This window comes from Crenobacter intestini, assembly GCF_004919095.1.
In the GTDB taxonomy this organism is placed as follows: Bacteria; Pseudomonadota; Gammaproteobacteria; order Burkholderiales; family Chromobacteriaceae; genus Craterilacuibacter; species Craterilacuibacter intestini.
This window is the reverse complement of sequence record NZ_STGJ01000001.1, coordinates 337,101-350,172: the sequence shown is the minus strand read 5'-3', so window position 1 is coordinate 350,172 and position 13,072 is coordinate 337,101. Positions and strand designations below refer to the sequence as shown.

Sequence of the window (13,072 nt, the reverse complement as noted above, 5' to 3'; positions counted from 1 at the left end):
CTGGCGGCACGGTGGTGGTGCGTTGGCCTGTGTTTCGGATACAGATCATGCGTATTAATCGTTGTTATTGGCATTTATTGGTCCGGTGGATACAGAGTATTGGCGATTTGTCGATATGACCCTGATAGTTTCTCTCTGTCGATTATGCGACGAAACATAAATAGGGGGTTTTATGGACGGTATCAAGAAGATTGCCTGTGCCGGCATGTTGTGTTCGATTGCCTTCCCGGCATTGGCCGCCGATTGGAGCGACACCTTTATCGGGTATCGCTGGAGCAACCAGTACACGGAGCCGGCCATCGATGCAGAGATCAGCAAGAACATTGTTTCGCTGACGCACGCCAGCGGTTATCGCTACGGCAGCAATTTCTTCAACGTCGACGTCCTGATGTCAGACAGCAAGGACCCCGCGGCGGGTGCGGGTTCGGGCGGCGCTCAGGAATTGTATGCGGTCTACCGTACGCAACTGTCTTTCAATAAAATTTATGGAAGTGACTGGAAGCTTGGTCCGATCAAAGACTTGGCGCTGACGGCCGGCTTCAACGCGGGCAGCAAGAATACCCAGTTCGCTCCACGGCCAAGGGTCCTGGTCATTGGCCCGACCATCAAGTTTGATGTGCCGGGCTTTCTCGATGTGAGCCTGCTTTATCGTGACGAAACCAACCATAACGGTATTCCTTCTGCCAAGGAGCGGAACGTCCATTTTGATTCGACCTGGAACCTGAATGTTTCATGGGGTATCCCATTCCATATTGGCGCGGCGTCCATGCTGTTCAAGGGTTTTGCCGATTACATCGGAGAGAAGGGGCGGGACGGTTTCGGTCAGTCGACCAAGCCTGAAACACTGGTGCGCACGGCGCTGCTGCTGGATGTGGGCCAGTTGGTCGCAGGCCACAAGAACACGGTATTCATGGGCCCGGGCTACGAGTATTGGCACAACAAGTTCGGCAATCCGCCGGGCAAGGGCACCAAGACTAGCGCTCCATCGATCAATGCAGAGTGGCATTTCTGAAGCCTGACTGAAACCGCCCGATGATTCGGGCGGTTTTCTGTCCGGGATGGCGGGGACGGGGCGGGATCGGGGTGTCTGCTCAGCCCGCCTGCATCGGCGGGACGGCGCGTTGCGCGGCAGTCCGTAGCTGCAACAGCTGGGCGCAGCACGAAACCGCAATGGCCATGGGTGACTTGTCGTTGATCTGCGCCACGCCGATCGGGCAGCACAGGCTGGCCCTTTGCTGCGCAGAAACCCCCCGGGCTTCCAGCCGGTGCATGAATCGGGCCCGCTTGCTTTGCGAGCCGATCATGCCGACGAAGCCGGCTTTCGAGCCTGCAAGCAGGGCATGGACGATGGAAAAGTCCAGTGAGTGGTCGTGCGTTATGACCAGGTGGAATGCGCCGGCCGGGGCAAGCAAGGCCTCGGCGACGGGGTCGTCACTGGGAAGCGGCGTGACGTTGCCTGCCGCCTGCGCGGGCAGGCAGCCGTCCCGGTTATCGATCCAGACCGTCGAAAACGGCAATGAAGCGAGCATGGGCTGCATCGCGTTGGCGATATGACCGGCGCCGTACAGGTACAGCGGGGTACGGTCGTCGAGCAGAAATTCGAGCAGGTACTGCTGACCTTGATGCGTCACCAGTTGCGCCCGCGGTGGGGCCGGCTGCCCCGCCTGCAGGGATTGGACCCACTCAGGCAAGTCGCAATCCTGCGCGAAGTAACTGGCGTCGGCCGTGCCGGCTGGGCTCAGCCGCCAGCGGGCAGCGGGCTTTGCCGGCCCTTCAGCCGGTTCGAACCATAGCTCGACCACGCCGCCGCAGCATTGCCCGAGGCTGGCCCCGAGCGAAAACCGCTGGCAGCGTGCCACGGCTTGCCCATCAAGCATCATCTCCCTGGCCTGGCGTATGGCCATCCATTCGAGGTGTCCGCCGCCGATCGTGCCGTGGCTGCCCGTCGCGTCGACAAGCATGCTGGCGCCGGCCTCCCTGGGGGTCGAACCCAGGGTCGAGGCCACGGTGATGCGCACGGATTTCATCGCTGCGCCCTTGCGGCTTGTACCGCGTGCAGGATTGCCTCTGCCGTGGCGGGGGCGTTCAGCGCAACAGGCGCCTTGGCGGGCGCGCAGGCGGCGACCGCGTCGCGCACCGCGAAGAATACGGCCATGCCAAGCATGAACGGCGGTTCGCCCACCGCTTTCGAGCGGTGAATCGTGTCCGCCGGGTTGGGGGCATGCGCAAGCAGCCGGATCCTGCTGCTTGCCGGCCAGTTGCGCGCGGTCGGTATCTTGTAGGTGGAGGGCGCGTGGGTCGCCAGCTTGCCGTCTGCAGTCCAGACCAGTTGCTCCATGGTCAGCCAGCCCAGGCCCTGCATCAGGCCGCCCTCGACCTGACCGATGTCCAGTGCCGGATTGAGCGAACGGCCTGCGTCGTGCAGCACGTCCAGCGAAAGGGTGCGCATTTCCCCGGTCAGGGTGTCGATGGCCACTTCGGCGAGCGCCGCAGCGCAGGCGAAGTAATAAAAGGGCCGTCCCTGAAAGCTTCCCTTTTCGTAGGCCAGCCCCGGTGTCGCGTAATAGCCGGTGGCCGATAGCTGGACGCGCGCCAAATAGGCGGCCTTGACCAGCGCGTCGAAGCCCAGCACGTTCGGCCCCGCGAAAACCTGATCGTTGGCGAACAGGACATCCTCTTCGCGGATGCCAAAACGCGCCGCTGCGAAGGCGGCTAGACGGGATCGGAGGCACTGGGCCGCCGCGGCCGCCGCCTGCCCGTTCAGGTCGCTGCCCGATGAGGCGGCGGTTGCCGAAGTATTGGGGACTTTGGCGGTGTCGGTGGCCGATACGCTGACCCGCTCCAGGCGAATGCCGAGTTCTTCCGCGACAATCTGGGCGATTTTGGTGAACAGGCCCTGGCCCATCTCGGTGCCGCCATGGTGGATCAGGACGCTGCCGTCGGTGTAGATGTGCAGCAGCGCGCCGGCCTGGTTGTAGTGGGTGGCGGTAAACGAGATGCCGAATTTGACGGGCGTCAGCGCGAGCCCCCGTTTGACGGTGGGGCTGGCGGCGTTGAATGCATCGACGGCGGCCCGCTTTTCGGCGTATCGGCCTTCTTGCGCCAGAGAGTCGACCAGCGTGGCGAGCGGCGCGCTTTCCACGCTCATGCCGTAGGGGGTCGTTTGATGCGGCTGGTACAGGTTTTTCCGCCGCAAGGACCATGGGTCGACCCCCGTTTGGCGCGCGATGTCGTCGAGGATTGCTTCAATGGCCAGCATGCCCTGAGGACCCCCGAACCCCCTGAAGGCGGTATTCGACGCGGTATGGGTCTTGAGGCGGTGCGAGGTGACGCGTACTGCCGGTAGCCAGTAGGCATTGTCTATGTGAAGCATCGCCCGGTCGTTGACCGGGCCGGACAGGTCGGCCGAGTAGCCGCAGCGGGAGGCCAGTTTCACGTCGAGTGCGAGGACGTGGCCGGCTTCATCGGTCCCCGCGCGGTAGCGGACCTGGAAATCGTGCCGTTTGCCGGTGATTAGCATGTCATCGTCGCGGTCCAGCCGCAGGCACACCGTCCGTTCGAAGTGGCGTGCGCCCAGTGCCGCGAGCGTGGCGACCAGGGCGGCTTGCGACTCCTTGCCGCCGAAGGCGCCCCCCATGCGGCGGCACTGGACCGTCACCTGGCTTGCGCGCAGGCCCAGCGCTTCGGCGACGATATGCTGGACTTCGCTGGGGTGCTGGGTCGACGAATGCACGAGGACGCCATTGTCTTCGCCCGGCGTGGCGACGGCGACCTGGCTTTCCAGGTAGAAGTGCTCCTGGCCGCCCATCGCGAATTGACCGCTGAATTGCCTGGGCGCCGCCGCCATCGCCGCGTCAGGCTCGCCGCGCACGAGGGTTTCGCTTGGCAGCAGGAAGTGGTTGGCTGCCAGCGCCGCGTCAATGTCGAGGATGGCGGGCAATGGCTGCCAGTTCGCGGACAACTTGCGGGCGGCCTGTCGCGCTGTGGTATGGCTCGCTGCCACGACCAGGCAAACGGGCTGGCCGGCGTATTCGACCCGCGTCTCGGCCAGCAGCGGGTCGTCGGGGCGGATGCCGCCGTAGTTGTTGTGGCCGGGGATGTCCTGCGCGGTGAGGACCCCGATCACGCCGGGTTCGGCCTGCATGGCGGCCCGGTCGATCCGGCTGAAGGTGGCGTGCGCATGCGGGCTGTAGGCGATCGCCGCGTGCAGGGCGCCCGCCGGCAGCGGGATGTCGGCGGTGTAATGGGCCTGCCCGGTGACGTGCAGGTGCGCGCTGTCATGACGGTGCGACTGGCCCACGATGCTGCCGTGGCGGGAGAGCGGTGCGTTCATGCTGTCGGCTCCAGGTCTTCGATCCGGCAAGCGCCTGCGCCCTGCCATTGCAGCAAGGCGCGTCTGAGCAGGCCCTGCGCCGCCGCCTGCCGGTAGCCGGCGCTGCCGCGATGGTCGGATAGCGGCGCAAGCGCACGCTCAAGCAGGGCGTCCATCCTGGCGGGGTCGATCTTGTCCAGCGCTTGGCCTTCCAGTGCCGACTCGAGGGCGGGAAGGCGTAGCGCGCAGGCGGCCATGCCGCCGAAGGCGAGCCTGACGCGGGACAGGCAGCCCTCTTGCAGGTCGGCGCTCAGCGCCATGCTCACCGTGCTGATGTCCTGGTCGAACCGGCGGGCGAGCTTGTATGCGGCGATGCGCTGGTGCGGACGCGGTCGGGGGATGTGGATGGCTGAGATGTATTCGCCCAGCCGCAGGCCTGTCTGGCGGTACCCGGTATAAAAGCCGTGCAGGGGGATGCGTCGGGTTTCCTTTGGCGAAACCAGCGTCAGTTCGGCATCCAGCACCAGCAGGGGCGGGAGGGTGTCGCCCACGGGAGAGCCGTTGGCCAGGTTGCCCGCCAGCGTGGCCGCGTGCCGGATGGGGGGGGACGCGAAACGTTCCTTCAGTTCGGCAAGCGCCGGATAGTGGCCGGCCAGCTCGGTCAGCGCATCGGACAGGCTGACGGCCGCGCCGATGCTGATCGTCCCTGCATCCGCATGCATCTCGTCCAGTCCCTGGACATGGGCGGTGGAGAGCATCAGCTGCGGTTTGCGGAACGCTTTGTTGACGGCGACGCCAAGGTCGGTGGCGCCGCCGACCAGCGTGGCGTCCGGATGCAATGCCAGCCACTGCGCGAGCGCGGTCTGGGTGCGGGGCGCCGCGAAGCGCTCGCCTGCGGTGTCCTGCACCAGGGTGGTGCCATCGTCGAGCGCCCTGATCGCGGCCAGCCGCTCTGGGTCTTGCCCGCAATGCTTGTTCCAGGATTCGGCCGGTGGATAATTGTCCATGGAGAGCGCCGCGTCGATGACGGGCCGGTAGCCGGTACAGCGGCACAGGTTTCCAGACAGGCAGGACAGTATTTTCTCCCGGTCAGGCCGCTCTTCCTCCAGATAGCATCCGGCAAGCGCCATGGTGATGCCCGGCGTGCAAAAGCCGCATTGCGAAGCGTGATGCTGCACCAGCGCCTGCTGTACCGGATGCAGGGGCGCGCCGGTGGCCGCGAGCGATTCGACCGTGACAACTTCGCAACCGTCGACGAGCGCCAAGGGGCGGATGCAGGCATTGACGCTCTGGTAGCGTACCCGGCCGCGATGCTCGCGCCCCACAAGGACCATGCATGCACCGCAGTCGCCCTCGGCGCAGCCCTCCTTGCTGCCGGTCCGGCCGAGCTGCTCGCGTAGCACGGGCAGCAGCATCGTCGTGGCAGTCCACTGTGTCACTTCAACGGTTTTGCCATCCAGCAGGAAGCGGACGGCAGAGCGGGTGCGGTCCATGCTCAGCTTCCCCGGTAAGTGCTGTAGCCGTAGGGCGTTAGCAGTAGCGGCATATGCGTCGGTTTCGTGGCGTCCGCGATAAAGAAGTTGATGTCTATCCGGTCGAAAAATGGCGTGTCGCCTGCGCGGCCCAGATAGTCGCCCACCATAAACCGCAGCGTGTAATGCCCGTCCTGCCAGGCGTCGCCTTCCAGCAAGGGGGCGTCGAGCCGGCCGTCGCTATTGCTTGTCGCGCGGGCAAGCTCGTGTTCATTCCGCAATAACAGGACGGGGATGCCGGCGGCAGGCAAGCCCAGGCTTGTGTCGAGGATGTGGGTGGTCAGTTTGCCCATGGCCTGATTCCTTGCATTGAAATTGATGCCAGTGTCTAGCAAGTGCCGTTCCATGGGCAGCGTCTGGATTTGATAAACGGTATCGGCGTTCCTGAATGAGTTCTTGTCCGGACCCGAGCGGGAAGGCAGGCGGGGCCGGCCGTGGCACGGTTTATGCTGTGCCGGTTCTGCTTATTCACGCGCGTCATGGCTGTTCGGGCATGACTGGCTCTACAAGGCAGGAGAGATATGCGCAGCATTCCATCGTGGGACAACGTGGACATTCACCTTTTGAAGGTGCTCAACGTTTTATTGAACGAGTGCAGCGTTTCTCGGGCGGCGCTCAAGCTTGGCCTTTCGCAGCCGGCCGTGAGTACCGCGCTCAGGCGCCTGCGGGATATCGCCGGCGACCCTTTGCTGGTGAGGGGACGGTTCGGCATGACGCCGACGGAGCGGGGGGTGGCGCTGCACGCGACCGTGCGGGCCGTGCTGGAAAAGCTTGAGCTGATGACCTTTGTCGGTGCGCCTGCGTTCGAGGCCGCGCAGAGCCGGCAGGCCTTCAGCATTGCCAGCCCGGATTACCTGCATGCCGGGCATCTGGGCCGGCTGGTCGGCCGGGTTACCCGCCTGGCTCCCAGGGCGACAATGGCGATGCATGCGCTTGGCCCCGAGTATGACTGGCTGGGCGCGCTGGAGTCCGGGGAGGCCGACTGTGTCATCGGCAACTGGCCGGAGCCTCCCGAGCATTTGCGGACGGCGCCGCTGTTTGAGACGGATTTTGTGGTGCTGATGCGCAGTGGGCATCCCTTGTTGAAAAGCGGCTTAACGACGCAAGCCTATCTGGAGGCTGGCCATCTGGCGCCCACGCCTCACAGCGTCGGCCCCCGGGGCAGCCTTGACATGTACCTTTCCCGCGAGCGCCTTCGCCGTCACGTGGTCGCTCAAGTGCCGTACTTCAACCTTGCGCCTTATCTGCTGCTGCAAAGTGATTTGCTGTTCACCTGCTCCCGGCAGTTTGCCGAGCATTATGCGGAGTTGTTGCCGGTTGAATTCCTGCCCTTGCCCATGGCGCTGCCTTCCGTGTGCTATTACTTGCTCTGGCACGAGCGTAGCCATTACAGCGAGGCAGACCGCTGGTTCCGAGAGCAAGTCATTTTCACGATGCGGGAAGAGGTGCCGCCTAGCCTTCGGACGCAACACGTTTTGCCAGCCTGAAGGCTGCGATTAGCGCAATTTGCTGCAGGGCGGTGGCGAATTCCTGCTCGGGTGTTTCTTGCAGGCGCATCCGGAGTTCCGCCTCGATGCCTGCCGCGTCGCGTCCTTGCACCGCGATGATGAAAGGGAAGCCGAACTTCTCGCGGTACTGCCTGTTGAGTGACTGCATGCGCGCTTGTCCCGCCTGTTCAAGGTCGATGAGTCCTGCCTGTGATTGTTCCTGGGTCGATGCAGGGCTTAGCGTCCCTGATTGTGCCGCTTGGCCAGCCAGTTCGGGGTGGGCGCGGATCAGCCGGGTTTGCTGGGCGGTTGAAGCGCCGAGCATGACCTGGTTAAGGGCGGCCAGCAGGTTTTCCCGACTGGAGAACGGGCGGAGTGACCAGGCCTGATCGGCGACCCAGTCGCTGTGTTCGTAGACGCCGGCCAGGGCCTCGGTGAACGCCTGGCGGTTCAATCCTGAAATCTGGCTGGGTCGAAGCAGTGCCGCCATCTTGAAGTGTCCTTCGTTGTGTCTTTCGTGCCTTATTTTCGCTGCCCCGCATTTTCGTGCCTAGCGCTTGATCGAGATATACATCATTCGCTGCGCAATATTTGCCATGAACACGATGGGTATTTCAAAAAAGCGATAGAGGGTATTCCAGACCTGCAGACCAAAATGCTTGATCATGGTTGCGACGATTTATGGGAGTTGATAAATGGACGGATATTGGCTGGATTGGGCCGGCTTGCTATTGCGCTGGTTGCATGTGGTCGCCGCGATTGCCTGGATTGGGGCGTCCTTTTATTTCGTTTGGCTGGACAACCACCTGACGCCGCCTCAGTCGCCGGCCCTGCAGGCCAAGGGGGTCAGCGGCGAGCTGTGGGCCATACACGGCGGCGGTTTCTACAATCCGCAAAAGTACCGGCTGGCTCCGCCTGTCCTGCCCGAGAAGCTGCACTGGTTCCGCTGGGAAGCCTACACGACCTGGCTGTCCGGCATGGCCTTGCTTGCCGCGCTGTATTTTGTCAGGCCGGGTTATCTGGTTGACCCGGCGGTGGCAGCACTCCCCCAGCGCGAGGCAATCTTGCTGGCTTTGGGGGGGATGCTGCTGGGGACCCTGCTGTACGAAGCCGTGTGCCGTCTGCTGGCCGGCAGGGGCGGCCTGCAGGCGATTGTGCCGGCCGGGCTGGTCGGTGCCATCAGCTTCTCCTTTTCGCAGGTTTTTGCGGCACGCGCGGCATTTTTGCTGACCGGTGCGACGCTTGCGTGCTGGATGGCCTGGAACGTGCTGTGGGTCATCATCCCTGGGCAGCGCCGGATGGTTGCGGCCATGGCAGCCCGGCAAGAGCCCGCTGCCGAGGATGGCCTGCGCGGCAAGCAACGCTCGGTGCACAACAATTATCTGGCGCTGCCGGTGGTGCTGGCGATGATCAGCAACCACTACGCCTTTCTTTACCAGCAAGCGCAATCGTGGTTGGTGCTGTGCGGGCTGATGTCGGCCGGTGTGCTCATCCGGCATTTTTTCAACCGGCGGCACCACGGGGTCTCGGATTGGCGTCTGCCGGCAGGTGCCTGCCTGCTGCTTGCGCTGCTGGCCTGGCGTGTTGCGCCAGAGCCCGTGTCTGCACCATCGCCGGTGTCCGAGGGGGATGCGGTCCGGGTGCAGCGCGTGCTGGCTGAACGCTGTGTCTCCTGCCATGCGGCCCGGCCGACGCAAGCGGGGTTTTCCTCGCCGCCGGCAGGGTTGCGGCTCGACGACCAGGGCGCGATCGCGGCGAACGCGGCGCGCATTCACCAGCAGGTCGTGCTCAGCCGGACGATGCCGCTGGCCAACCTGACGCAGATGACCGAAGAAGAGCGGCAGCTGATTGCGCGCTGGTTTGGCGCGCAAGCGGGCGCAGAGGGGGGGCGGTGATGGCCTATCCGCGTGACTTGCGAGGGTACGGCCGTCAGCTGCCGGCGGTCAGATGGCCGGGCAACGCCCGCGTGGCGGTCCAGTTCGTCCTCAACTTCGAGGAAGGCGGGGAGTGCTCTGTCCTGCACGGCGATGCCGCGTCAGAGCAATTCCTCTCCGAGCTCATTGGCGCCGCCGCCTATCCGGATCGCCATCTGTCGATGGAGTCCGTCTATGAATTCGGCGCCCGGGTTGGGGTGTGGCGGATTCTGCGCGAATTCGAACACCGTGGCTTGCCGCTGACGGTGTTCGGGGTCGCCATGGCGCTGGAGCGGGTACCGGAGGTTGCCGCGGCCTGTGTCGAGCTCGGGCACGAGATCGCCAGCCACGGCTGGCGCTGGATCCACTACCAGACGGTGGACCGGGAGACGGAACGGGAGCATATGGCCCGGGCCGTCGAGGTGCTCACCAGGTTGACGGGAGCCCAACCCCTCGGCTGGTACACCGGCAGGGATAGCCCGAACACCCGTAGTTTGTTGGTCGAGCAAGGCGGGTTCCTGTATGACAGCGACTATTACGGCGACGAATTGCCGTTCTGGACGGAGGTGGAAACCACGGGCGGTACCCGCCATCCACACCTGATCGTGCCGTATACGCTTGACTGCAACGACATGCGTTTTGCGACGGCGCAGGGCTTTAACACGGGCGAGCAGTTCTTGCAGTACCTGAAAGACAGCTTCGACGTGCTTTACGCGGAAGGTGCCGAGACGCCGCGCATGCTGTCCATCGGCATGCATTGCCGCCTGCTGGGCCGCCCCGGGCGCTTTGCCGCCCTGCAGCGTTTTCTTGATTACCTCGAACAGCACGACCGCGTCTGGGTCTGCCGCCGCGTCGATATTGCCCGCCACTGGCATGCCCATCACCCTTTCACCCCACGGAGTACCCCATGAACAATCCACTGCTTGCCAGCACCCCCGAGCTGCCTCTTTGGGCGCAAGAGAGCGTCAACCTGGCAGACGAGCGCCTTGGCGCGCGGGCCCTGGCGTGCTCCGATGATTTTTTTGCGCCGATGCAGCGCATGCTCAATCCCGCCGCCGCGCAGTTTTTCCCCGGGCGGTACGACGAGCACGGCAAATGGATGGACGGCTGGGAGTCGCGCCGGCGCCGGCAGGGCGGCAATGACTGGTGCGTGGTGCAACTGGCCTGTCCCGGGGTGTTGTCCGGCGTAGATATCGATACCAGTTTCTTTACCGGTAATTATCCGCCGGCCGCGGCCCTGGAGGGCTGTCCGGCCGGTGCTGATCCGCTGCAGGCGTCTTCCTGGCAAGTGTTGTTGCCGGTGACCGCCTTGTCCGGGAATGCCCATCACCTGCTGCCGCTGCAAGGCACTGGGCAGCCGTTTAGCCATGTGCGGCTACAGATTTTCCCCGATGGGGGGGTCGCGCGCTTGCGCGTCTACGGGCAGCCCCGGCAGGGCGGGTTGCCGCCGAACGAGGAGGGCTTGTACGAACTATCCGCCCTGATCGGCGGCGCGCGGGCGCTGGCATGGAATGACGCGCATTTCGGACGGCCCGACAAGCTGTTGCTGCCGGGCCGTGGCCTGGACATGGGCGATGGCTGGGAGACGAGGCGGCGGCGCGAACCGGGGTACGACTGGTGTGTAATCAAGCTGGGCGTGCCGGGCGTTCCCGTGCTCGTCGAGGTCGATACCGTCCATTTCAAGGGGAACTTCCCGGATCGCTGCTCCTTGCAGGGGGCCTGGCTGCCGGACGCCGCGTCGGCTGCGTTGCCCGCGCAGTCGCAATTCTGGCCGACCTTGCTGCCCGAGCAGCCGCTCTCGGCCGACTTCATCCATAAATTCCGGCTGGAAGGCGCGAGTGCCGTCACGCATCTGCGTTTCAACCTGCATCCGGATGGCGGGGTCTCCCGCTTGCGCGTGTGGGGGCTGCCGGAGAACCTGTCGTGAACGCGCTACGGATGGAGCCGCTGACGGCGGGGGCCTTCGCGCCCTTCGGACAAGTGATCGAGGCCGGACAATTGGGCTGCCACTACCCGATCAACGGGGGCAGTTGCGTCCGCTATCACGATCTGGCCCGGCTGGACCCGGGCTTCGGGGGGGAGCTGATTGCCAGCGTGTTTCGTGCTCAGCCGACTGCGCTGCCTCGTTCGGTCGCCCAGTTCGAGCGGCATCCACTAGCGTCGCAGGCCTTTATCCCGCTATCGGGGCGGCCGTTTCTGGTCCTGGTCGCGCCGCCGGCGCCAAGGCCGGACCCACAGTCGTTGAGGCTGTTTCTGGCGGATGCCTCGCAAGGCGTGAACCTTGACCGTGCCGTCTGGCACCACGCCTTGCTGGCGCTGGAGGGCGTCAGCGATTTCCTGGTGCTGGACCGCAAAGGGCCGGGTGCCAACTATGACGAAGCCTGGCTGGACCAGCCCTTATGGCTGGACGCACTGGAGGTCGTGCGATGAAAACCCTGCTGTTGCACGCGGATGTGCTGGTGACCATGGACGATGCCCGTCGTGAGATTGCCGATGGGGCGTTGTGGGTGGACGGTGGCGTGATCCTTGCGGTTGGCCGTAGCGACGAGTTGTCCGGTTTCGCGGCGCTCGCAGACGAGGTGCACGATTTGTCCGGGTGCGTGTTGTTGCCCGGCTTTGTCAATACCCACCACCATATGTACCAGAGCCTGACCCGGGTCATCCCGGCGGCACAGGACGCAGAGTTGTTTGGCTGGCTGCAGGCACTTTATCCGATATGGGCGGGGCTGACCCCCGACATGATCCGTGTGTCGACCCAGCTGGCGATGGCGGAATTGCTGCTCTCCGGCTGCACGACCAGCGCGGACCACCTTTATCTTTTTCCCAACGGCAGCCGGCTGGACGACTCGATCGAGGCCGCGCAGCAGATGGGCATGCGCTTCCATGCCTGTCGCGGCAGCATGAGTGTCGGCGTTTCCCAGGGCGGGTTGCCGCCGGACGCGCTGACGGAGGATGAGGACAGCATCTTGGCCGACAGCCGTCGACTGATCGAGCGCTGGCACCAGCCGCAGCGCCATGCGATGACGCGGGTGGCGCTGGCGCCTTGTTCGCCGTTTTCCGTCAGTACCGACCTGATGAGGGAAACGGCTTCGCTGGCGCGTAGCTATGGCGTGATGCTGCATACCCATCTGGCCGAAAACGATAACGACGTCCGCTACAGCCTGGCGCGCTTCGGGATGACCCCGGCCGAGTATGCCCAGTCGCTTGGCTGGCTCGGGCCGGACGTCTGGCACGCGCATTGCGTCAAGCTGGACGAGGCTGCCATCCGGTTGTTTGCCCAGACGGGTACCGGTGTTGCCCATTGCCCCTGCTCGAACATGAGGCTGGCCTCGGGCATCGCCCCGCTGCCTGCCTTCCGGCAGTCCGGGGTCCGCGTCGGTCTTGGCGTGGATGGCTCCGCCTCGAACGACGGTGCGCACCTGCTGGGCGAGGCACGCCAGGCCCTGCTGCTGGCCCGCGTTGGGCATGGCCCTGCCGCGATGAGCGCGCGCGAAGCGCTCGAACTGGCGACGGTGGGTGGCGCACGGGTGTTGGGCAGGGATGATATCGGGGTGCTGGCGCCGGGGATGTCGGCGGACATCGCCGCATTCCGTGTGGACGATGTCGCGCATGCCGGCGCTGCGGTCCATGACCCGGTGGCTGCGCTGGTGTTTGCCACGCCCGGAAATGTCTGGAAGTCATGGGTCGACGGGCACTTGCTGGTCGACGAAGGGCAATTGCGGAAGGTGGATTTGCCGGCATTGGTGAGCAGCCATAACCGGCTGGCTCGCCGGTTGCTGGCAATTTGACAAGCAATTTACCCTGGATCGTTATCAGGGTAACCACAGC

Annotated in this window: 12 protein-coding genes; 7 read left to right on the top strand and 5 right to left on the bottom strand. The window is 64.5% G+C overall.

Annotated features, from left to right (window positions below; genetic code table 11):
* Positions 1-172: 172 nt before the first annotated feature.
* Positions 173-1,012, top strand: coding sequence for a hypothetical protein (locus E5K04_RS01535; RefSeq protein WP_136551138.1), 840 nt, complete (start codon positions 173-175; stop codon positions 1,010-1,012).
* 79 nt (positions 1,013-1,091) lie between these two features.
* Here E5K04_RS01535 and xdhC read toward each other — a convergent pair whose 3' ends face one another.
* From xdhC to uraH, 4 genes are read right to left on the bottom strand one after another with little or no spacing between them, the layout of a single operon-like run.
* Positions 1,092-2,027, bottom strand: coding sequence for a xanthine dehydrogenase accessory protein XdhC (gene xdhC / locus E5K04_RS01530; protein WP_136551137.1), 936 nt, complete (start codon positions 2,025-2,027; stop codon positions 1,092-1,094).
* Positions 2,024-4,333, bottom strand: a complete 2,310-nt coding sequence (gene xdhB, locus E5K04_RS01525; protein ID WP_136551136.1) for a xanthine dehydrogenase molybdopterin binding subunit — start codon at positions 4,331-4,333, stop codon at positions 2,024-2,026. The genes xdhC and xdhB overlap by 4 nt, the downstream gene beginning before the upstream one ends.
* Positions 4,330-5,805 (bottom strand): xanthine dehydrogenase small subunit, encoded by a 1,476-nt coding sequence (xdhA, locus tag E5K04_RS01520; RefSeq protein WP_136551135.1) that lies wholly within the window; start codon positions 5,803-5,805, stop codon positions 4,330-4,332. The genes xdhB and xdhA overlap by 4 nt, the downstream gene beginning before the upstream one ends.
* A gap of 2 nt (positions 5,806-5,807) precedes the next feature.
* The gene (uraH, locus tag E5K04_RS01515; protein WP_136551134.1) at positions 5,808-6,137 is read right to left on the bottom strand and encodes a hydroxyisourate hydrolase; all 330 of its coding nucleotides are present in this window, start codon (positions 6,135-6,137) and stop codon (positions 5,808-5,810) included.
* Between the two features lie 228 nt (positions 6,138-6,365).
* Here uraH and E5K04_RS01510 point away from each other — a divergent pair, with 228 nt between their 5' ends.
* A complete protein-coding gene (locus E5K04_RS01510; protein WP_136551133.1) occupies positions 6,366-7,331 on the top strand; it encodes a LysR family transcriptional regulator in 966 nt (321 codons plus the stop codon).
* On the opposite strand, the gene uraD is transcribed toward E5K04_RS01510, so the two are convergent.
* The gene (gene uraD / locus E5K04_RS01505; protein ID WP_136551132.1) at positions 7,297-7,821 is read right to left on the bottom strand and encodes a 2-oxo-4-hydroxy-4-carboxy-5-ureidoimidazoline decarboxylase; all 525 of its coding nucleotides are present in this window, start codon (positions 7,819-7,821) and stop codon (positions 7,297-7,299) included. The two genes, E5K04_RS01510 and uraD, sit on opposite strands and share 35 nt — an antisense overlap.
* Positions 7,822-8,026: 205 nt before the next feature.
* Here uraD and E5K04_RS01500 point away from each other — a divergent pair, with 205 nt between their 5' ends.
* From E5K04_RS01500 to E5K04_RS01480, 5 genes are read left to right on the top strand one after another with little or no spacing between them, the layout of a single operon-like run.
* Entirely contained in the window at positions 8,027-9,226 is a 1,200-nt protein-coding gene (locus E5K04_RS01500; RefSeq protein ID WP_136551131.1) for a urate hydroxylase PuuD, read from the top strand.
* Positions 9,226-10,155 carry an allantoinase PuuE gene (gene puuE, locus E5K04_RS01495; protein WP_136551130.1) on the top strand — a complete coding sequence of 310 codons (930 nt, stop codon included), beginning with the start codon at positions 9,226-9,228 and terminating at the stop codon, positions 10,153-10,155. Before E5K04_RS01500 ends, puuE begins: the two co-directional genes overlap by 1 nt.
* Positions 10,152-11,171 carry an allantoicase gene (alc, locus tag E5K04_RS01490; RefSeq protein ID WP_136551129.1) on the top strand — a complete coding sequence of 340 codons (1,020 nt, stop codon included), beginning with the start codon at positions 10,152-10,154 and terminating at the stop codon, positions 11,169-11,171. The genes puuE and alc overlap by 4 nt, the downstream gene beginning before the upstream one ends.
* On the top strand, positions 11,168-11,674 hold the full coding sequence (locus E5K04_RS01485) for an ureidoglycolate lyase (protein ID WP_235844208.1): 507 nt from the start codon (positions 11,168-11,170) through the stop codon (positions 11,672-11,674). The genes alc and E5K04_RS01485 overlap by 4 nt, the downstream gene beginning before the upstream one ends.
* Positions 11,671-13,032, top strand: coding sequence for an 8-oxoguanine deaminase (locus tag E5K04_RS01480; protein ID WP_136551128.1), 1,362 nt, complete (start codon positions 11,671-11,673; stop codon positions 13,030-13,032). The genes E5K04_RS01485 and E5K04_RS01480 overlap by 4 nt, the downstream gene beginning before the upstream one ends.
* The last annotated feature ends 40 nt before the right edge of the window (positions 13,033-13,072 follow it).